Below are 20,869 nucleotides of genomic sequence, written 5' to 3'. Positions count from 1 at the left end.
TCTGTCTTAAACGCTTTGTTATATTTCAAATATTAGTGAATGCGAACCTCGAAAGAGTTTAAGAAAAGCCCTTTGTTTCGAGGCTGTATTGGCGTACTAGTAACAGTTACGTCAAAATCGTGTGCATCAGCTACGATCTTTAGTACATATAAACCTAGACCACTTCCTTCAACAGCCATTTCACGTGCTTTTTTAGTCCTAAAACCTCGAATAAACAAGCTATTTATTTCAGATTGTGGGATTTAGTACCCCACCGAATTCACTTTCATTTTTAAGCTGTCGCCGATTTCGTCAAAGATAACCTCTACATCACCTGAACGCTTGTATTTCATAGCATTTTGTATCAATGAAAGAGGTATAATTTTAAACGATTCATATACCTTGTGCTTATTTTCAACTCTCCCTCTAATTACTACATTTGCTCGGCTTTTATTAGCAAAAGAATGACTAAGCACTAGCTTTATTTTGTGCACCATGCTGTATAAATCAGTGAGTTTTTTACGACCAAATTTGGCACTTTCTGGATTGAAATACAGAGCGGTTGTATCGAGAGAATCAAGTAGCATTACACTTGTTTTGTATAAGCTTTTTAAATCATCTGACGCATTTTCAAAAGCGGCTATTTTTGAAGTCGTGCTTTTGGCCAAAAGCCTCTCGCTGTAGTGCCCAATCTCTCTCGCCCACTTAACAAATTCATGGAACTGGTCAAAGTTATTTTTAGCAGTTTTTGCTACTAATGAGTTGATAGCTGCGGACTTTTCATCTAAAGATATAAACCACTTGTTAATTGACTCAATCGTAGTTTTTCTTTGGGTCAAAGCTATATTTTTACGATATTTCCTGCCAATATCTTTAGTAGGGACAAATACGCCTGAAATCGTAACGACTTCTCCGGCAATCTTTCTCGAAATATAGCTTAAACCGTGACTGCATACATGAGTGTCATTTACGCCACGTCTTTCAGCACATTCAGGCGTACATCGTTCATATGTTCTAAACTTACTACCTTCATACACCTTCCCATTAATTAATAGAGGCCAAGGCACTTCAATAATCTTATTTTCTATAATCTGATCAAGCATATTTAGCACGGTCTAATAGTATTTTACTGTTATTAATTATTTCTTGTGACTCACTCTTTGCATTCATGTGAATAACATTCAGAAACTCATTTTCCGAGCACTTACCAGATACAAAGTCGATAACTGATTTATTTAGCTTGTTCTTTTTAGATGAACTAATATCAAGCTTTTTGATACTATCTTCGATAGCTTTAGCTATCGAAGATGCGTCAAAAAATTCTTTCTTTAGCTCACACAGCAACTCACGAATTTTATATTCATCAATTGGCTTATTTACAGTGGCATCAGATATTCTAAAATAATCATTTAACTCTGTATGGAAGTAGCCAGAGGACACCGCTACGACAGGGATCAAAGGGCGAGCCTCTTTAATGATTTTTATTAATTTGGCACCACCTTCATCTAGATCCTCTCTAACAACACCCTTTACATCAAGAAGTAACAAGTCATGCTTCACCAAGTTCTGGGCATCGGCAAATGAGACTGACTCATACTCATGGACATTAAAGCCCAAATCTTTGATGTACTGGATTGGATAGTTTCCTATTTCATCATCAACAATGGCAATTCTAAAGTCAGTTCTAAAGTGTGATTTTTCAACATAAGATTGAATACTAAACTTTTTAAATCGATTGGTTACGACTTCTCGTGGGACAACCCAAAAGATAAACCCCAAAAGCAAACTAGCCACTGCTAGTACAATACCGAGTTCTGTTGCGTTCATTCTGATCCAGATAAATGTAAAAAGTACGTCATTCTACTATAAGAACTTAGATGCGTAAAAGTTGAATTGAAATATACCGCCCGCCTAACAGGCGCAAAATGCTTGGTTAAAATTAGGAACGAAGTGACGCAAACCAAGCTTTTTGCGTCCTTTGTTGAGGCGCTTGTTATGCTAACAAGCCAGACCAATCAATATAATCAAATGTTTCTTTGAACAATCTATCGTCTACGTTCCTATTTTTGTTTAACCGCCCCTTACAATGAGTTATACATTCTAGAATTGTAGTTTTTAAGTCTTCATTACTAGCAGACGGATTGAAATCTCGAGTGCAGTAACTATCTGAATTCATGATGAATTGTTTCTTACGAGTTTTAACTTTTTTTTGTGCATCTGTTTCCCAGTATTCACAACGAATTTGGCTTTTACCCGAAACGTAAAAGCGTAAGAAACCTACAATTTCATTATACTGCCAATCACCACCAAAAGATTTTCTGGAGTATTAAGCTGACATTGGCGAATTTTTATCAATATGTTCGCAAAGTAATTGATTATATTTATCTTCTTCTAATCTATAAACGGGGAGTTCAAATAAATCTTTAGTTTTTAACATCAAGATATCTCGAAAGCTTGAATTGGCAGCATAACGCCCTGTTATAAATCGGGCTAAAACTGTGTAATGTGGATTTTAAAACTATTTTCTTTAGTCTTTGCAAGCTTTAGATTATTTGTAAAACCCAAAGCATTGAGATTAGTAATAAGCCTATCCTTATCCTTATCACTCATTCTTTCGCCAATTATTACGCTAAGCAGCGCACTAGGTTTATATTTTTTTAAACCGCTATTTGACGAAAGAAACCGATACTCTCTCTCGCACTGAAACTCAGCAGGCTTGTAGAAGAAACAAGTATTATAGATCCGTTCTAGATTGCGTTTTTTAAAATCCACCCCTGCAACATCCTCAAGTCCGCTTCCTTCATTGATAAGGTTTTCCCCCGATAAAAGACGAGGAAAGTTTACATATTTGACTGGACCTACTTTAACTAACGAGTCTCCCTTACTCTCGTTAAATAATTTATAGTCAAACATCAAGCAGAAACCTTTTAGTTCATTTCCGTAGTGAGCCCACATAAAAGGTGACTCTTCTACCTTTGATTGCTCGCCAAAAGCCATCGAGAGAACACCCATATTTCCTAGTGTTGATAAATCCGGGGAGTATTTATCATGTTCATTAGGGTCAAGCAAACAGAACATATTTTCGGTAGGATCGTTCAATTGCTCAGTTCTAGCAAAGTATAAGCTGAGCTCTGATAAAGCAGACATTGAATAATCGTTGACTGTCTGAAACTTGTATAAGTTCACTGATGTCTCCTTAGATTTATAACAACTTATTAGCGGGCATAAAGCCCGTTTAGTACAAAACCGGGACGCCCGATTAGTCCATGCACACTTATGCCAGATCACCATAGATCTTCATAAATCCAGTAACATAGACTTTATAGATTTGACCTGAATGGGAGAAAACGGGCATCCCGTACTAAAAACCAGCTCATTTTTACTAAATACATTGAACTGTACATTTGTACAGGTTAAATGCATAAGGAAAATTTGTACTTTATGGGGTGATTTGAGCACTCGGATGGTCGCAACGCTAACTCACTTTCGGGCAAAACCTTGTTACGCTGCCGCCCTTCGCTTCTCGGCACGTAACACGCCATTGCTCCATCGCTGTCTAAAATTTCTGGCGTGAATTTACCATATGTTATACATCACAAGACTTGATTTTGCTCGCACGACAGGTCAACTGATGAAACTATAACCAACTGAAAATACATGTTATTCACGAAGTGATTAACAGATACAGATCTCATTGCCCTTATTTTATTTTGCGCGAGTTATTGTAGGCAAATTCGTGGTGAGCTGAGGCATTGGGTAACTATGAAATCGCACAGCTATATGCTGACCCTGGTTCCCTCGCACAGGTTCGGGTTAGGCTGGGAAGGGGGCGAGGTTGTATTTATGTAGAGTCTTTGCTGTTACTTCTACAACGGGGCCTAAAAACCTTTCTCTCCAGTTCCAACAACGCATTGAAAGGCCCCTGTTTCTTCTCTTGATAATGAGGGAAATGATGAGTGTCAGGTGCTGCGCATTACTCAATCATTTTCACACGAACCTTTCCAAGCTCATTAACACTACTGTATTGATATTTTGGATAGTAAACCCAATACAAATATGGATACTTGGAATCTTGAGCAACTTGCAACTTCACCTCTCCTTTAGCGTTGACTATATGTATACTCATCTTCTCCAAGGGGCGAGTTTTATTGGTATGGACGAATCGCTGATTCTTTAGCGCTTTGAGAAATAATTCATTATCAAACTCTTCGTAAATTTCAGCTACAACACTATCTTCACTAATTAAATCTGATATTTCATTTTTTATCTTTTTTTCCTGAAGATGTTCAAGAACAAAAAATGATAGGGAGCTAAAAGCAACAATAGAACATAATATAATTAATACATTCTTTCTTTTATTCCACTTATAAAATGGGACTATTAAAACTACTAACAACAGACATGATGCAATTATCCAGAATACTGAAGGTACCCATACATCATATAATTCAATCATTTCCACCTCAATCTACTGGCGTCAAAAAAGGCAATAAATAAACATCACTAGTACATTAATTTCTTATTTACGTCTGAGTTTATTATAGTAACTCTTCCTCAAATAAAGATATCTATCTGACTTAGAGCTAATGTTTATATAGAACATGCGCATAATACCGGGAGGCTCGATGAATATACATAGGAAATGCATAAGAAAAATTAGCCTTTCGGAGACGATTCAAGTTCTCAATTATTCTAAACACTCACGGACCTTGGGGTACTAGTTCTCCACGCTACCGCCATTTGCTTCTCGGCACGCAACACGCCATACAGTGTCTGTAATTTTCGGCGTGAATATACCATTAAGCACTGATATGCATACATGATTTCGCTCGCACGTTAGCTCGTTTGATGAGATCTTCATCAATAAAATTGACTGGTTTTAAATTGAGAGTAAATGGGTGGGCGAAATGCCCCCAAATTTATACTGCAAGATTGCTAATCCCCCCACCATTAAGTCCGACAAGCCACGTCGCTCAACGATAACAGTGAAAATCTGACGCTATTAGCAAAAAAACAATAAGGACAAATGAATTTGTTACCCGTGTTGATTAGTGGTGAGATAAAGTCTCATTCTCAAGATGGATTGTTGTTAAGGCAGTTCGTCGAGAAAAATATCCGTCATATAACTGCAGTACCTTTGGCGAATAACGTGGCACAACGCTGCACAACAGTTTTTAGATTCAATCACCAAAAAGGAAATACGAATGTTGGCAAGGAACGCTGTATTACTTTCGATGCTGGGTACGCTAGCTGCTTGTGGCGGCGGAGGCGGGAGTTCTTCAACGGATGGGGGAACCCCCTCCACGCAAACCGCCACTTATACGGTGATTGACGGGTATCTTGGTGACGCTGAGGTTTACGTAGACCGAAATGCCAACCTGATCGCTGAGAGCTTCGAATTACTCGGCACAACGAACACAAACGGAGAGATTGAGGTTGATACACGGGATGAAGCCTACGATCTTATCGTTAAAATTATCGCCGGAAAAACCACTGATTCAGACATAGAAGGAACGGTGGCATTTAACAAAGAGTATATCTCTGCACCTGACAGCCCAGTGATTACACCTGCCAGTACACTGGCAAAACTGAACAATATGTCACTGGAGGCACTTTCGAGCGCATTGAACATCAGCGCTGATGATATCTCAGGCGATTTTGTGGCTAATCAAAAGCATCATGCTCATGTGCTTAACCGGTCTTTGAATCTTCTGCTTAGTGAAACGTTAGATGCTTCCAATACCAAGCTTACAGAGATTCTGGAAGATTCCAGAAAACTGGCTGACTACATTAATGCGCAAGCGCCAAACGCGGAGTTGTCAGATCTCACGCTGGTCATTAATGAAAGCGGGGGGATTGAGCATTCAACACCTGACAATGTGCATCGCACCCGCTTTGATTTGGCGGGCATGACGCTGCAATGGGAACAGAAAAATTTCAGCAGCGTCGATTACACAGACTCTTCGGAGCAGGGTTTTCACCCTTGCTACTTAGCAGAGTTTGCTGGCAACCTTTTACTGGTATCAAACTGCTCTCGCGATAAGTACATTACACTCGACACCGAAACGGGCGAAATCGTGAGTGTGTCGCCAACCCTTCAAAACAACGATATCGCGTATATCGATGGTGAGCATGTCGCTTTGGTTGCCTTCGATGGCAACATTACGTATCTCGACAAAACCCTGCAGCCAGCAACACCGTCTGATGAAGTCTTAACCCGGGAAAACGACATCTTGATTGCGGGCATAGGGAGATGGGCTTTGGTCGACAAAACGGATGGCGGTACTTACAGACGGCTCCGGCGTGACGCACCATCGGCTTTTTTGAACAACAATCATTATTACGAAGCTGAGTTGCTAACCTATCGCGCGGTAGGAGAAGTGACCTCGATATATGCAGACGGAAATTACACGGTTCGCCAAGATGTAATGTTAGGCCCTATTCGTGATGCGGTGATTGAAAAACATAACGCATCTTCACTGGGTTTTATCGCTGATAACGAGAATACCAAAGTGGAATGGTTAGCCCCCAATGTCTATTTATCCCGCGTTGATACTGATGGTGAAGACAATGGTTATGTCAGCAGTGACTATCATTATCTGTACTTCAGCGATGGACGCTTGGAATACCTGGGTCAGATGGATCAGGGAACTTGGTGGCGCGGTGCAGATGACTCTACTATCGTCTATTACGATGTGTCGAAGGTGGATGGTGAAGGCCATATGTTCAAGCAGTTTTCTTTGAAAAATGGTGAGCAGCTAGCCCAATGGGAACGCACTGCCGATGAGCTTTCTGCCAACCTATACGGCCAGCTTCATACCAAAGCTGGCATCTATTCCAACTCTGATAGCTACTCAACGGTTATCAAGTTCAAGTAAGTTTCACGAAATCAAAAAAGCGACGGGAGACCGTCGCTTTTTTGATTGATAGGTGGAAGTGGAAAAACTCCTGGCCGATTTTAAAATCGCCGTCTTTCAGCATGTTGGGTCAATCCTTTAACCAAGTTGGTAGCGATTATCCAACGCGTTGTTAGTTTCAAAAAAGGAAGGTCTTTTCAGGTGAGAGTGTCTTCAAAGATTTGCGACATTGTGTGCGGGTGACATCAAGAAAATGGAGGGGTAGTGGCTTAGTGTGTAAAGAGAGGATGTGTGAAAGTCTTGATGGGGTTTCCATCAATTTTAGTGATGTCAGCGCTAATATCGACAAGCCTGCCTATTAAACCCTGCAAGAGCACTTAGACTCCTACTTTCAATATAAAACAATCAGATACAGGGATAGAAATGATGGATTTTGTTCAACCTTACATCGATACCGTGTTGGTACTAGGCCTTACCGGTTTTCTCTTTTTTATTCAGTTGATGGTAGCGGATGTGGTGCGGCTAAAGGCGAAATGTGTGCCTGGCTACCCAATTGAGCCAAGCCATTCGAGCATTCTGTTCCGTGCTACCCGCGCAATTGAAAACAGCAACGAAAGCGCGGCAATTCTGATCCTTTTCTCTCTGTTTGCCATTCTTTCTTCTGCCGACCCAGATTGGGTAAATACCAGTGCGTTTATCTATTTAGGCGGACGCATACTCCACATGCTCTGTTACTACCTAAACTTAAAACTCGGCCGAAGTGTAGCTTTTGTAATTAGCTTGATAGGTTTGCTGGGCATGTTCATTGCGGGGATTAAAGGTTGGGGCTGATTATTGTTTCACTGGTGGTTGGTGTTGTCGTCAGCTATCTGATTTTCAGTGTACCGAAAGACAAACGAAGCCCCCTATGGTTTGGGGCTTCGATTGTGTTGGTGATGGGTATCGCCGTCTGTTCTTACCCACTCGCGACGCCGCATATTCTGGTTTCTGACTACTTGCCGATTGAGCAGTGTGAAACCACAGACTATGAACTGAGGGACTACCGCACCCCAAAAAACACGAACGTTCTGGACCTTGCGAAAAGCCAGCAAAGCTTCTCTATGACTATTGAAGGTGGCTTGGGTTATTGGGCTGGTGATAGAAACCAGCTGGAAGCTGGAAAAGGGCAGACCGTTTCCATTACACAATGTCCGTATTTTGGTTATCCGCAGCTGTCGAACATGGTCGCGCAAGTGGCCTTTGCTGATAACGTAATTTATCAATACCGCACTCAGGCCGAGTTTGAAGAACAGGCCAATACCGACAAGCTGTTTGGCTTTATCGGCTTCCCGTTGTTTTTGCTGCTATTGATTGTGCTGAATATTTATCTGCGCCGTGATGATTGAGGAAAGTAGGAAAGGAACTTCAGTGAAAGCCCGTTGCCCTGAGTGTAAAACGGATACCGACACATTACCCCACACAGGGGTTTGTTCTGCATGCCATCAATTCTCAAATGATTGGCTCATCGATGACTGGGCGCAATTCGTGAAAATGAAGAAATTCTTGATGTGGTGTGATGCTGTCGTATTCTTGATGGCGTTGTTGTCCTTGGCATTTTGCCTTTTAATATCCTCTGATTATTTGGTGATGTGGCTGGTTAGCCTCGCCATTGTTCCTGCCTCTCTCAGTTTCCATACCAAGTATCTTGCCATTACAAGACCAGATGACTATCAAGGGCATACGAGTAAGGATTTACGTTCCTGGATCCCACTGATCTGATGAAAACAAAAACGCTGCCCGGTATAGAAACTGGTGGGCAGCGTATTGAATATCGCGGAAAAATCAGGAGATAAGGCTCTTCGCGGCTAGTCCAAGTAAGACGGTTAAAACTAAAAAAGGAATACTGCCAAGTATCGCTAATGTGGTATTCAACATACTTGGCTGCATAGGCTTCAGGCCGTATTGGTTTTCGCCACGACTTCCCGGAATAAGAAAAAGCGCGAGGGACGTAAATGGCGTCCAAAGTACAAACGAAGTGTTCGGATGCCAGTTGAGATCTTTGACTCTTCCCATCGTGGAACGAAGTGACAGTAAAATGGGTATCAGCCATAACCATGACATTTCGAAGTTAATAGAAATCGATAGATGTGTAGAGGCTTCGAAGTGGGGTTGAAACATTCGCAAATCTGAATGCTTTGGAATGTTGCTGTTAATCGCCGCTGGAATAACAAGCCAAGTACCTACTGAGTAGAGGAAGAATTCTACTCTGCCCAATCGATCAGTTTTGACTTTCGTCTTCTCTTTTTTCTCGAGTGTCTCGACCAATTTTTCACTTACCTTTTTACGGGATGGCGCAAACAGGTCTTGCTTACAGCTAACACAATATCTACTGGAATCAATAACACTGGTTTCTACGGCTGGGAAATCTCCGCCACAGCTTGAACATCTCATGGAAACTCCTTTTCCTGTTGGCAACTGAGATAAGCGCTCGTTTTGATTCTCTCACTAATTCATAGCGTTGAGCCACCAATATCCAGCTGTATATATTTGTTGGATATCAAAACGCTGCTCATTGTGGCAAATAAAGAGCAGCGTTTTTGACTTGGATGAGGTTAGTTCATCTAGTTTTCGGCGATTAAAGTACGCGAAGACTCTTAATCCAGATGTTGCTGGTTTCACCGGTTTCAAAGTTCAGTCTCGGTGAGAGATAGATGTCTTGAACGTTGTCTAGGTTGAGTGCAATTTTCTGTGTGCTTTCCGGTGCCCAGCTAGGTTGCTTGAATTCGTCGGCGTTTAATTTCACGGTGATCCACTGCTTGGACGCTGGGATGACGGTTTGATAATGCGCGTAGGAGCCATCGCCGCTTGAACCAAAATCAGATTGAGAGAACTTCACTGATACGTCAGACTCAGAGCGGTAAGTAATCTCAACAACAGACACACCGGACAATGAGGTATCCGTCGCGCAAACCAGCTCCACGAACGGCCAGTTTTTCCCTTCCTGTTTCGCCGATAAGGTGAACTCTACCTGAATCTCACCATTTTGAATCAAGGGATTGGCAGCACGAAAGCTGGAACCAAAACTGTCTGTCGCCGCTTTCCAATTCGCAACATCAAGCAGGTTCTTGCCTTTAATGCCGTCTGCTGCCTGGGCTAGGGGTGCAGTCAATGCAGTAACAATCACCGCAGCGTACAAAAAGAACTTTTTGTTGATGAGATTCATAATAAAAAACCTATATTGTATGTGGTCTCACCAATATGGGTTTTGCTGAAAAAAGAATCACTTACTAACGAGTTAAACTACGAGCCGCATCATCTTGCGGCTTGTTGATCGAACATATTTGCGAAGCTTCAGGCTTCCTTCATCTCAAACCATTCCCTGAACCATTTTTCGGACTCTCTGACGAATTGCGGCGACGAAGGCTCGAACATTGAGTAATAGAAAAAACGTCACCACTTGGGTGACGTTTCTCAGTAAAGCGCTATGGAAATATAGCATTGAGCCTAAACGCTAAAATTACGCTCGAAATGCGCGATATCAACGCCGCTTTTCACCTTGTATAACTGTGCCAGACGGCCACCTGAACGTACTTTTTCCTCAATGCCTTCAAACATTTCTGATGCTTCAATTCGGCGAATCAGACTTTTACGCTGAATCGGCTTTTCAATAATGGTTTCAATCACACTCTTTAATTGGCCGATAGTAAACCTCTCAGGCATGCAATAGACAGGCACCATAGAGTAGAGGGCTTTCTGTTGCAGGCGCTGGCGAGCTGTCTGAATGAGTGCGAAGTGGTCAAAAGCAAGCGTGATTTCAGCCAGTGCGTTCACATCAAACCACGCTACATCGTCAACCGTACTGATGTGCGTAGAGACCTTTTGTTCTGTGACAAGGGCATAGTAAACCAAAGTGATGCTGTAGCCTCGCGGGTCACGCTTGTCGCCGGAGAAAACTTGTAATTGCTCTAAGTACTGCGGCTCAACACTGGTCTTCTCTTTTAGTTTTCGCTTTGCCGTATCGTCTGTATTCAGATCCAAATCTTGGTCAATGAAGCCGCCAGGCAAACCCCACAATCCCTCAAAAGGCTGATTAGCACGTTTGACGAGTAACACCTTGAGTGTTCCGTCTGCGACGGTAAATAGAACGCTGTCTACCGTAAATTGCGGATTCGTATGGCTATTTTGGTTTCCGTTTGGCATTTCGTGTCTTTGTCTATCTTTCTGTCCCACAGACACATTAGGGAAGTTTCCTCGTTCGGTCAAACTCATGTGATTAAATTTCAAACAAATCAGACACATAAAAATTAATTGTGTCATAAGGACACAAAATGCTTGATCGGCTAAATTCTATCCGCTAGTTTGTATAGTGTCGAAGGGACACAAAGTGAGCTTGGAGGAGCAGCCATGAAAATTTCAGCGATTGATCAAGTGGGTAATATCAGAAGCGTAAACACCACAGCATTTACTTTTTCCGGTGGTGAAGAGCAAGTGAGAGTGGACGTGGAGCAACTGGAAAATGCGGCGCGCATTCTGATTAAAGCTCGCATTCAAAGCTCATCAGATCTTATGAAGCTTCTAATGACCACTGACGCGATTAAGCGCGCAACGTTTGATGCTGTTCCTATTGAGCTTACTTTGCCTTATTTCCCTTATGCCCGTCAGGACAGAGTGTGTGTAGAAGGGGAGGCTTTAGGAGCCGCAGTTATGGCTTCTCTGATCAATCAACAGGGATTCGCGAAAGTAACGCTTTGGGATGTTCACAGTGATGTTTCTACCGCTCTTGTTGAGCGTGTGAACAATGTATCGCAGGCAGAAATCTTTACTAAATGCGAAGCGTTAGTTGAGCTCATGAACAGCGACGAAGTGATTTTGGTTTCCCCTGATGCAGGAGCGAGCAAAAAGACACAAAAACTGGCTGAAATTTTTGATGGTCGACCATCTGTGATTCAGGCGCAGAAAGTTCGGGATCTGAAAACGGGTGAGATTGTTAAAACCGTCATTGAAGGAAATGTTGAAGGTAAATCTGTCCTCATTGCTGATGATATTTGCGATGGAGGAAGAACCTTTATTGAGCTTGCCAAAGTTCTTAAGTCAGCTGGTGCGGATAAGGTATCTCTGTTTGTTACACACGGTATTTTTTCGAACGGTATGGCAGTGTTTGATGGCTTCATTGACGAGGTTTACACCACTGACTCGTTCAAAGCTAAAGAAGAATACGACACAGCGGCCAACGTAACACTCAACGTCATTAGCTTATAAGGAGATCGCCATGACTATTATTGCCCCAAGTATGCAAAAAGATGTTTATAAAGAGTTCCATGCGCGAGCTTATCACCCAGACGTCTCAGAAGTTTATGCAAACTACACGTCACGCAGCGGGAAGCTAAGTAACGTTGCTGAAAATGACAAAGTTGCGTTTGTTGGTCTGCAATATTTCATTAAGAGCTATTTGATGGAAGAGTGGGATGCTTTCTTCAGTGCAGATAAAGAAACGGCAGTGGCAAACCACAAGCGAGTAATGAGCGCCATGCTGGGATATCCGGTTGATGTGAGCTATTTGGAAGAGTTACACGATCTGGGTTATCTACCCCTTAAAATTAAAGCGCTGCCTGAAGGAACCCTGGTGCCTTATCAAGTGCCACCAATGACGGTGGTAAATACCAAAGAAGGTTTTCAGTGGCTAACCAATATGATCGAAACGGTGTTGAGTGCAGAGAACTGGCCGATTCAAACCAGTGCAACAACCTCAGTAGCCTACCTGAAAGTCTTTAAAGAATTTGCGGCTAAAACAGGCTTGGCGAAGGAGTTTGTTCCCTTCCAAGGGCACGATTTCAGTTTCAGAGGGATGTTCGGTAAGCAAGCAGCAGCAATGAGTGGTTTTGGCCACTTGGCATCTGGCCTTGTTGGTACCGATACGATTCCGGCTGTATTGTTCGCTGAGAAATATTACGGAGCAAATGTAGATCAAGAACTGGTAGGTTGCTCTGTCGATGCGACTGAACACTCGGTGACGTGTTCATGGCTGCTTGAAGGTGAGATTGAGTTCTTCCGCTACCTGATGAGAGAGCAATCACCGAAGGGAATTTTGAGTGTCGTTTCGGATACCTGGGATTTCTGGACGCTGGTAACAGAGTATCTTCCCCAGTTAAAAGATGAAATTCTAGCGAGAGAAGGCACTTTGGTTATCCGCCCGGACTCAGGAGATCCAGTTAAAATCCTGACGGGTTACAAAGCGTCTCCCGTATCTGAGTACTCAGAGCTTGCAAACTCTCAAAGTGAGGCGGAGCAAGATGCGCTTGAAAGTGGCTATGAAGCCTATCGCTGGAATGGTCAGTTTTATGGGGTTTTTGAAGGCCAAACCATTGAGTTGATGGACTGCGAAGTAAAAGGACTTATCGAGTGCTTGTGGGATATTTTCGGTGGCACGATGACAGATAAGGGGTTCAAACTTCTCGATGAACACATCGGTGCTATTTATGGCGATGCCATCACGCTACCTCGTCAGCGTGATATCCTTCAAAGACTGATGGATAAAGGGTTTGCCTCAAAAGTCGTATTGGGGATTGGTTCATACAGCTATCAGTACGTCACCCGAGATACCCACGGTTCGGCAGTGAAAGCGACAAGTGTTGTGAAAAACGGTGAACGAGTTGCTATTTTCAAGGACCCAAAAACGGATACCAAAAAGAAATCAGCGAAGGGATTGCTCAAGGTTGAGGACGTGGGAGGCGAGTTAGTGCTGTTTGATAACGTCTCAGAAGCCGAAGAAGCAGAAGGGTTGCTGGAGGTGGTATTTGAGGATGGCAAACTTGTTAAGGAAACTTCATTGGCAGAAATCCGCTCAGTGATTGATAGTCAAATCTAGGTAAGTAAACCTCAAACTTGAATACCGCTATTTCCTGGAGAAGTAGCGGTATTTTCTTGTTTAGGCTTCCTTCATCTCAAACCATTCCCTGAACCATTTGGCGAACTCGCGCGCGGGTGGTTTTAGCGGCACATCTTTTCTTGAAACCAAGTAGTAGCTTGATGCCGAAGGCATGGAATGTTCGCCGATTCTTATCAACTCTCCGCTGGCAATGGCGGACTCTGCTAATACGCTGCGGGCGAACAACACGCCGTGCCCTTCAATCGCTGTCTTTTGAGCGTATTGGTATTCGTTGAATCTCAGGCTTTTGTAGCCTTCAACCTCGAAGTCTTCGAACTTATTAAGCCATTGTTGCCAGCCGGGTTGGACGTTCACCAACTGCGGGCTGGAATCGATAATCATGGCGGAGTGGTCGAGGAGCGTTTTTAAATCGTCGCTTTGTACACGCTCCAATAATTCGGGGCTGACGCAGGGGAAGATCTCTTCATCGGCGATTTTTTCGAACACTAAGCCTTCATCATAAGGCTGATACGTATAGCGAATCGCGAGGTCGAGAGATTGGGCGCGGAAGTCGACTTTGCTGTTGTTGGCATCCAGCGTCACGCTGAGATCAGGGCAGGCGGCGTAGAAGTCGGGTAGGGCTTCCATCAATCGTAAATAGGCGAATGATGAGATAGCACTAATGGTGATTTCACTACTCGCGGCGGCAGAACGAATTTGATGGGTGGTGGCGAGAAGTTGGTCAAAAGCGGTGGTGCTGGATGCGGCAAGTTGGCGGCCTATCTCGGTCAGTTCCAACTTTCCGCCATTTCGATGGAACAGGGGGGCACGAAACCAGGATTCCAGTTGTTTGATTCGCTGGCTGACAGCCGAAGAGGTGAGGTTAAGCATCTGCGCTGCACCGGCAATGGTGCCGCTTTTTATTACCGCATCAAACGACACCATGGCGTTCATCGGTGGAATATCCTGAAACTTGCTCTCGTCCATTTTCTTCCTCATCCTCCTTTGCGATAGCAGGTGTTTAGCTGCGCTTAATGCCCGTTAACTATGATAAATATCGAGAATGGTACATTGCCGTTAACGTCTTCATGATGCTCGCACACAGGCGAAGCGAGCACAAGGAGACGAAATGATGAAGCCAAATACTATCGGTAAAGTGGAAATGATTCTGGCGATGATGCTTTCGAGTACCATCGGCGTGTTTGTGTATGAATCGGGGCAATCACCGCTCAATGCGGTGTTTTATCGCTGTCTGTTTGGATTCATGTTTCTCGGTTTTTACGCTTGGGTGCGCGGTTATCTGGATCCTTCCAAGGTCACGGGGAAAGAGTGGTTATTGATGCTGGCGGGTGGCGTCACTCTGGTGCTGAACTGGTGTTTTCTCTTTACCTCGTTCAGTTTTGCCCCGATTGGCATCACTACGGTGGCATATCACACGCAGCCGATTTTCGTGTTGTTGATTGCGGCGCTGTTTTTGCGTGAACGGTTTGAGGCGCACAACTGGTTCTGGGTGGTGGTAGCATTTTCCGGCGTGCTGATGATTGTGGATCCGTTCTCCAGCGGTTGGAGCGAAAACCTGATTTTTGGTATCAGCAGTGCACTAATAGCGGCGATATTTTATGCCCTAACGACTTTGATTACACAGCGACTGACGCATATCAAACCGCATTTGATTGCGACTGTGCATCTCGCTCTCGGCACCTTGATGATGGTGACTTTTGCACCCGTTAAGGAAGTTCCGGCAGCAGGCCATCATTGGTATTGGTTGCTGGCGCTGGGATTCTTGCAGACGGCGGTGATGTACATTTTGCTCTATGGCGCATTCCAGAAACTGGAAACCCCAATGATTGCGGTGCTGGCCTATGTTTACCCGGTAGCAACAGTGATGGTGGATTACCTGGTTTATGGCAATGCCATCACGCCACTGATGACGCTCGGCATGGTAGCCATTCTTTTCGCGGGATTTGCGATGAACCGAAATATCCGCCCATTTCAATGGAAGCGAAAAGCGCAGACCTGCTGATTGGTTTGGAAAGTGAGCTTGATAACCACAAGGGACAATATTATCCCTTGTGGTTAAACAGAGTGATTCGAGCCAAGTGTATTAGTAGCAATTAGAAAACAAATTCCATCGTGCTTTCCAAATCGCCTTTTCGCTCGTAAACCCGAATTTGGATGCGCTCCTGAGTCACGCTTACTCTAGTGAAGTTATCGCCAGAAAATACGTCAGAAATGGCACCCAGTTGATAGGCGTTGTCATCACTGGCAGAAGCAACAGAGCCCTTGAGTTTGAACTTGCTCCGTTTCATGTGCGGATATGGCCAGTAGAAGGCCGAAGAAATAATGGAGTAGATGTTTAATGGCGGTTCACCAGTCTCGGCGATATTGAGTTCAGCAGACATGGAGCAGTGGACATCACCCGCCAGAAAAACGACTTTCTGAACATTGTTGTTGCGTATGCAGTTGATGATTTGGTCGCGTTGCTGTTTGTAGGCGCTCCACTTGTCATCGTTTTCTTTCTTTAGGTCTGGGAAAAAGGGGACAGAGGTTGCGATGAATTTTACGCGACCAGAGCCATCCACCAGCCAAGCCAGAAGGGCGTCCATTTGTGCTTCACTGATCATCTCTTCATCTTCTGGATCCCGCTCAGTGCGTGTGTCTGTCACGAAGAAATCACAGCAGCCGTCCTGAAAGGCATAGTAATAACGCCCTGTAGAGCCAGATAGCTTTCCATTGCCGTTAATGGAGAGCAGCGGGCTGTGGCTCATCTGATAAATCTGGTATGAGTGGATAGCAGCAGGGTATTTGGTTGTCATGTCTTTTGAAGTGGCTTTGCTTGGCCAGTTGTCTTCAATTTCGTGATCATCCAGCGTCATGTATGTCGGGACTGAGCTCATCAGTTTTCGAATGTGCTCTTGGCTGAAGGCATCTCGATAGCGCGCAAGGTACTGGTCGACACATTCATCGGGGCTGATAAAGTTCAGGTCATCGGCGTAGATTTGGTCGCCGACCATTAAAAATCTATCGATAGATTCGCCATCTTCCATTTGCCTTAAAATCGATCGGAATGTTTTGTCGCCACGATTATCAAACCAACTCCCACCAAATAGGCGCAATAGGTAGCGGCACGAGCCGAAGACAAATTGTTTTGGCGCATGGATATCGTTGCTGGCGGTTTGGAATTCACCTTGGTCTGCATCTTTCCAATCCCACTTTGTGGATGCTTTGAATTCATCGAGTTCTTTATCAGAGAAGACCCAGCCAACTTGATAGATGTATTTGGTGTCGGGCTCTAAGTCCTGAAAGACGGCTATCCCCGTCATGTCGAAGTTTGGGTTCATTTTGAAGATGGAAGGGGAGCGAAAACTACTGCCAGCTTTGCGTATTCGCGCAACACCAAAGGCTCGCCTTGGCTGTCCATTATCAAGTTTCTGGTGGTCTGCACGGCCAAATATACGGGCCGTGTTTTCGTCTACATGACCGACAATGGGGCCGACTGAAAGCTTGTTGATTGACGTCATTGCATATCTCCAGTGGTCGATGTTGTTCTTATTAAATGGTGATGTCTTGGGTTGTTTGGGATGTGTATGCGAAGTTTATATTAAGCGCCCAAGAAGGCATATACACGAATATAGCGTGCCACATAAGGGATGAAGTGGTGACAGTTAGATAATGGAAGAACGCAAAAGAAAAGATAAAGCGACTTGCGAGTATGAAACACTTGCCTAGATTTCATGCACTTGAACAGGGAGCGAAATCTGAGGCCTTGAATTATGCGTTGGTGGCACAAATAACGGGGTAATAGCCGCCAGTTCTGCGCGGCGGATTGATAAGCCGAGGCGAAATCATGGCATACCGAAACACTGAAAAAGCGAAGAATGAAGCGGTCGAGTGGGCGTTAACACACGGCATGGCGCTTAAGCAAACCTCAGACTCTGCAAGGCATCCAGCATTTACTCTGACTCCTACCGCGATAGAAAAACAACGCTTTGAACACCTGACTTCTTCTGTACATTTGCTGGGTAAGCTAGTCCATGCGGTGTCTGAGGATGCGCACTTCATTCACCATGCGATTTCGCCGATTACCACAGGCAACATCTTCTTCCGCGCGTTGTTAAAAATGCACCAGCAAATCCACAGCGGTGATGAACCTGCGCGCCGGGTTCCGCTGTTAATGATGCGCAGCGATTTTATGGATGACGCCGAGCTGGGTCCTAAGCTGGTGGAGTTTAACGGCATTGCCGCGGGTATGGGGCCATTTGGTCAGCGAGTCCATGAACTGCATGATTACCTCACCGTTCAGTGGCCATCTCCTTGCGCCGAGTGGGCGGGAGAAAAGCATGGTGATTTGGTTGAGAACAGAGCGCTTGAAGGCTTGGCCGAGGGCGTCGCGACGGCGACCAAATCGATTAAAGATCACTTTGGTGACGAAGGCCGACCAACGTTTCTGATGGTAGTGCAGGATCGTGAAGACAATGTCTACGACCAGCACTTGCTGGAGCATGCGCTCCAGGCTCGCGGTATCCGCACGGTTCGCCGCACTTTCCGCGAATTGTATGACGGGCTTTCAACCGGTGAGAATCATCGCCTGTTGCTTGATGGTATTGGCCCAATTGATTGTGTTTACCTGCGGGCAGGCTATCAGTTCAGCGACTATGTGGCGCATGACATCATTGATGTCGCCTGCTGTGAAGCGCTGTCCCAAACCCGCGTGATGATTGAAAAGCACCATGTGGCGGTAAACGCGACGGTTAGCCAGCAATTGGCGACCAGCAAACGTGTTCAAATGCTGCTTTCTTCAGCTTCTGCTGAGTACTTGATGCAATTCGGATTGAACGAAGAAGAAGCGCAGACCGTGAAGCATTTCCTTGGTGAGATGATTGCGGTAGATGCGAGCAGCGCTCAGAAACTGGCGGAAGATAACGTAGAAAACTGGGTGTTGAAAAATCAGGGTGAGGGTGGTGGTCACTGTGTATTTGGCGAAGACATCATCACCAAACTCAATGAGCTCGAGCCTCACGAATATCAGGCGTGGGCGCTGATGCGTCGGTTGCATCCAAAACCAAGAGCTCAGCCTGCGCATTTGGTTCGTAAAGGCGAAATCTATGTGGTGGAAGATTTAATCAGTGAAATTGGACTGTTCACCGTGCACCTGAATGGCAAACCAATGGTCGATAATGATTGCTATGCGGGATATCTCATCCGTAGCAAATCCTCCAAGGTGACAGAAGGCGGCGTTCACAGTGGCATGGGCGCGTTGGATTCGTTGGTGTTTAAGGGATAGAAGATAGGATTCTACTTCTGACCGAACTCCCCGCGCTATTTGTCGCATGACTCAATTCTTTTCAAAAGATGAGCTGAGTCACGGTCAGTACTTAAATTTACAGTGCGTCTCATTTTAGGGAGAAGAGGCCGGATAAAGCTACCTTATGCTGTCCAATTAGAAGGCAATTGTCAGCAATCAAGCAGCAGGCTTATATCTGGCTCGGAAGAACCTTTATTTCATGGATGATGACGCAGATGGCAGTATTTAAATTAGTACCAAAGCTAATTTTATTAGCTTCGTGTTCTCTTTTTATCGGATGTGGTGGAGGGGGCGGTTCTAATGAGCGTCCCGAAAATGGAGGATCTTCAGTCAACGTTAACGGTGTTCCTTCTTTGAACAGCCTCTCAGCGTTTTCAACCAACTCTCCACCTAACTTAGTGTCGTGCTCAAAGGCTTTTCTAAACAATGAGTCGTGCAGCTTGAGTGAGATAAAACCATTAGGGGTTTCGACCTCCTCAGTTTCACTCTCTGACATCGAGTCTCGTCTTGTCGTTTCACATGATTGGATGGCGCAAAGCTTTCTTGAGGCCGTGGGAGATATTTCATCTCAGGACCTCAATAATCTTTTTAAATCAGTGAATGCTATTGTAATCAGCTACGATATCCGTCCTTCGTTTTATCACTCATACACCGCCTCTATGTATATTGACCCGCGTTATCTCTGGCGCAATAAGGATGAGTGGGACTCCATTTTTAAACAAGATGACTTTCGTTCCGACTATGGAGACGGACTAAGGTTTGATGCGTTTAGGCGATATGTTGACTCGAATGGCGACTATGTAACATGGTCAAACACGTTCAGGACAAGCACTTATGAATCGCGTTCTACTAGTCAAATCGCGCCAGGCTTGCTAAGACTTCTCGCTCATGAACTTGCTCATGCCAATGACTATTTACCACATGATTCGTTGTCTTCTCTTGGTGATAGCGGAACTATTCGTGAAGCGATGAATGGTATTACACCAGTTCGTCAGCAGCTAGAGAGCAGTATACCGTTAGCTGATGATACGCTCCGAGACGTCGCTGATGTGATGTTTGGAGGTGCAAACGCAAGCGAATTTATCCGGTCGATTGAGCCTTCACAAGCAGGTGCCCTTTTTGACTTAGATGGAGCAGAGGATTTGTATAGCTATTACACGCCTCAAGAAGACGTCGCAATGCTGTTAGAATCTTTGATGATGTTAAAGAGATATTCTGCTCTTTCCGATGTCGCTTTTGTTAGCGTGCCAGATGACAGGGACAACGCATCATGTAACGACTATGTCATTGGGTGGGGCCAAAGAGCTAGGCTAGCTGATCCTAATGTCGAGCAAAGAGCTGCTTTTGTTGCGGAAAGAATCTTGGGGAGGGATGTCACTAATGATTTATCCACACTGCCCGCGGATGCAACGCAATTGCCGACAAATACAGGCTGGTGTGCTGCAATGGATTCGCTAAGGTCTTTCGAGAGAGTGTCATCATATTCTTCTCAGAAAGCGATGACTAATATTGCCCGTGATATAGAGGATGATCGGTTAGTGAACTGGTAAAAGCGTTTCTTAATATTCAGGCCGATCCAGCTTTCATGGAAGGCCTGATTTGTTGGTATACCCCCAGAACTGCCAATAGCGTAAATGCGAGTAAGGACTGAACAAATTTAAAAATGCGGTCCATCATAAGCAATGTTACTTGCGGTGAGAAGGAGCTTATATTTCAGTCAAACTGTTAGCGAATCCGCCCTTCGTCTTTCTCTCTGGACGTCAGCATAGCTACGTGCTCAAGGTACTTTCGCATCGTCAAAGCGCTGAGTCCGAAAAGAAAACCCATGCCAGATTCAGTGGCTTGACGGAGGGTGAATTGCATTACATTTCCTTTTGGCTCAAT

Annotated in this window: 19 protein-coding genes; 9 read left to right on the top strand and 10 right to left on the bottom strand. The window is 44.5% G+C overall.

Annotation, left to right across the window (positions count from 1 at the left end; all coding sequences use genetic code 11):
* Window positions 1-242: 242 nt before the first annotated feature.
* The 4 genes from K6Q96_RS21815 to K6Q96_RS21800 all read right to left on the bottom strand — a co-directional run bounded on the left by K6Q96_RS21815 (window position 243) and on the right by K6Q96_RS21800 (window position 4,435).
* Window positions 243-1,082, bottom strand: coding sequence for a hypothetical protein (locus tag K6Q96_RS21815; protein ID WP_251880093.1), 840 nt, complete (start codon window positions 1,080-1,082; stop codon window positions 243-245).
* Window positions 1,075-1,806: a response regulator gene (locus K6Q96_RS21810; protein ID WP_025625183.1), complete on the bottom strand. Its 732-nt coding sequence runs from the start codon at window positions 1,804-1,806 to the stop codon at window positions 1,075-1,077. Before K6Q96_RS21810 ends, K6Q96_RS21815 begins: the two co-directional genes overlap by 8 nt.
* 663 nt (window positions 1,807-2,469) lie before the next feature.
* Entirely contained in the window at window positions 2,470-3,165 is a 696-nt protein-coding gene (locus tag K6Q96_RS21805; protein ID WP_251880091.1) for a DUF2971 domain-containing protein, read from the bottom strand.
* A 787-nt stretch (window positions 3,166-3,952) separates the two neighbouring features.
* Entirely contained in the window at window positions 3,953-4,435 is a 483-nt protein-coding gene (locus tag K6Q96_RS21800) for a hypothetical protein (protein ID WP_251880089.1), read from the bottom strand.
* Window positions 4,436-5,183: 748 nt separating this feature from the next.
* On the opposite strand from K6Q96_RS21800, the gene K6Q96_RS21795 reads away from it, so the two are divergent.
* The 4 genes from K6Q96_RS21795 to K6Q96_RS21780 all read left to right on the top strand — a co-directional run bounded on the left by K6Q96_RS21795 (window position 5,184) and on the right by K6Q96_RS21780 (window position 8,594).
* The gene (locus K6Q96_RS21795; RefSeq protein WP_251880087.1) at window positions 5,184-6,857 is read left to right on the top strand and encodes a hypothetical protein; all 1,674 of its coding nucleotides are present in this window, start codon (window positions 5,184-5,186) and stop codon (window positions 6,855-6,857) included.
* A gap of 402 nt (window positions 6,858-7,259) precedes the next feature.
* Complete coding sequence (locus tag K6Q96_RS21790; RefSeq protein WP_251880085.1) at window positions 7,260-7,667, top strand: MAPEG family protein; 408 nt, start codon at window positions 7,260-7,262, stop codon at window positions 7,665-7,667.
* The gene (locus K6Q96_RS21785) at window positions 7,658-8,221 is read left to right on the top strand and encodes a hypothetical protein (RefSeq protein ID WP_251880083.1); all 564 of its coding nucleotides are present in this window, start codon (window positions 7,658-7,660) and stop codon (window positions 8,219-8,221) included. The genes K6Q96_RS21790 and K6Q96_RS21785 overlap by 10 nt, the downstream gene beginning before the upstream one ends.
* A gap of 22 nt (window positions 8,222-8,243) precedes the next feature.
* Window positions 8,244-8,594 (top strand): hypothetical protein, encoded by a 351-nt coding sequence (locus K6Q96_RS21780; protein ID WP_251880082.1) that lies wholly within the window; start codon window positions 8,244-8,246, stop codon window positions 8,592-8,594.
* Between the two features lie 63 nt (window positions 8,595-8,657).
* On the opposite strand, the gene K6Q96_RS21775 is transcribed toward K6Q96_RS21780, so the two are convergent.
* From K6Q96_RS21775 to K6Q96_RS21765, 3 genes are all read right to left on the bottom strand, one after another.
* Complete coding sequence (locus K6Q96_RS21775) at window positions 8,658-9,266, bottom strand: hypothetical protein (RefSeq protein ID WP_251880080.1); 609 nt, start codon at window positions 9,264-9,266, stop codon at window positions 8,658-8,660.
* Window positions 9,267-9,450: 184 nt separating this feature from the next.
* Window positions 9,451-10,038: a hypothetical protein gene (locus tag K6Q96_RS21770; protein ID WP_251880078.1), complete on the bottom strand. Its 588-nt coding sequence runs from the start codon at window positions 10,036-10,038 to the stop codon at window positions 9,451-9,453.
* Between the two features lie 281 nt (window positions 10,039-10,319).
* Window positions 10,320-11,015, bottom strand: a complete 696-nt coding sequence (locus K6Q96_RS21765; protein ID WP_251880076.1) for an NUDIX hydrolase — start codon at window positions 11,013-11,015, stop codon at window positions 10,320-10,322.
* A gap of 204 nt (window positions 11,016-11,219) precedes the next feature.
* Between K6Q96_RS21765 and prs the strand changes: the two genes are divergently transcribed.
* Complete coding sequence (prs, locus tag K6Q96_RS21760) at window positions 11,220-12,074, top strand: ribose-phosphate diphosphokinase (protein WP_251880074.1); 855 nt, start codon at window positions 11,220-11,222, stop codon at window positions 12,072-12,074.
* 10 nt (window positions 12,075-12,084) lie between these two features.
* Complete coding sequence (locus K6Q96_RS21755) at window positions 12,085-13,680, top strand: nicotinate phosphoribosyltransferase (protein WP_251880072.1); 1,596 nt, start codon at window positions 12,085-12,087, stop codon at window positions 13,678-13,680.
* A 60-nt stretch (window positions 13,681-13,740) separates the two neighbouring features.
* Here K6Q96_RS21755 and K6Q96_RS21750 read toward each other — a convergent pair whose 3' ends face one another.
* Window positions 13,741-14,667, bottom strand: a complete 927-nt coding sequence (locus K6Q96_RS21750; RefSeq protein WP_251880070.1) for a LysR substrate-binding domain-containing protein — start codon at window positions 14,665-14,667, stop codon at window positions 13,741-13,743.
* A 142-nt stretch (window positions 14,668-14,809) separates the two neighbouring features.
* On the opposite strand from K6Q96_RS21750, the gene K6Q96_RS21745 reads away from it, so the two are divergent.
* Window positions 14,810-15,703 carry a DMT family transporter gene (locus K6Q96_RS21745; protein WP_251880067.1) on the top strand — a complete coding sequence of 298 codons (894 nt, stop codon included), beginning with the start codon at window positions 14,810-14,812 and terminating at the stop codon, window positions 15,701-15,703.
* Window positions 15,704-15,794: 91 nt separating this feature from the next.
* On the opposite strand, the gene K6Q96_RS21740 is transcribed toward K6Q96_RS21745, so the two are convergent.
* On the bottom strand, window positions 15,795-17,201 hold the full coding sequence (locus K6Q96_RS21740; RefSeq protein ID WP_251880065.1) for an alkaline phosphatase D family protein: 1,407 nt from the start codon (window positions 17,199-17,201) through the stop codon (window positions 15,795-15,797).
* 326 nt (window positions 17,202-17,527) lie between these two features.
* On the opposite strand from K6Q96_RS21740, the gene K6Q96_RS21735 reads away from it, so the two are divergent.
* Both K6Q96_RS21735 and K6Q96_RS21730 read left to right on the top strand, forming a co-directional pair.
* Complete coding sequence (locus K6Q96_RS21735; protein WP_251880064.1) at window positions 17,528-18,964, top strand: glutathione synthetase; 1,437 nt, start codon at window positions 17,528-17,530, stop codon at window positions 18,962-18,964.
* Between the two features lie 167 nt (window positions 18,965-19,131).
* Entirely contained in the window at window positions 19,132-20,535 is a 1,404-nt protein-coding gene (locus K6Q96_RS21730; protein WP_251880062.1) for a hypothetical protein, read from the top strand.
* A 175-nt stretch (window positions 20,536-20,710) separates the two neighbouring features.
* On the opposite strand, the gene K6Q96_RS21725 is transcribed toward K6Q96_RS21730, so the two are convergent.
* Window positions 20,711-20,848 carry a hypothetical protein gene (locus K6Q96_RS21725; protein ID WP_251880060.1) on the bottom strand — a complete coding sequence of 46 codons (138 nt, stop codon included), beginning with the start codon at window positions 20,846-20,848 and terminating at the stop codon, window positions 20,711-20,713.
* Between the last annotated feature and the right edge of the window lie 21 nt (window positions 20,849-20,869).

This window comes from Grimontia kaedaensis, assembly GCF_023746615.1.
In the GTDB taxonomy this organism is placed as follows: Bacteria; Pseudomonadota; Gammaproteobacteria; order Enterobacterales; family Vibrionaceae; genus Enterovibrio; species Enterovibrio kaedaensis.
The sequence above is the reverse complement of the archived record's forward strand: the minus strand, read 5'-3'. Positions and strand labels throughout refer to the sequence as shown.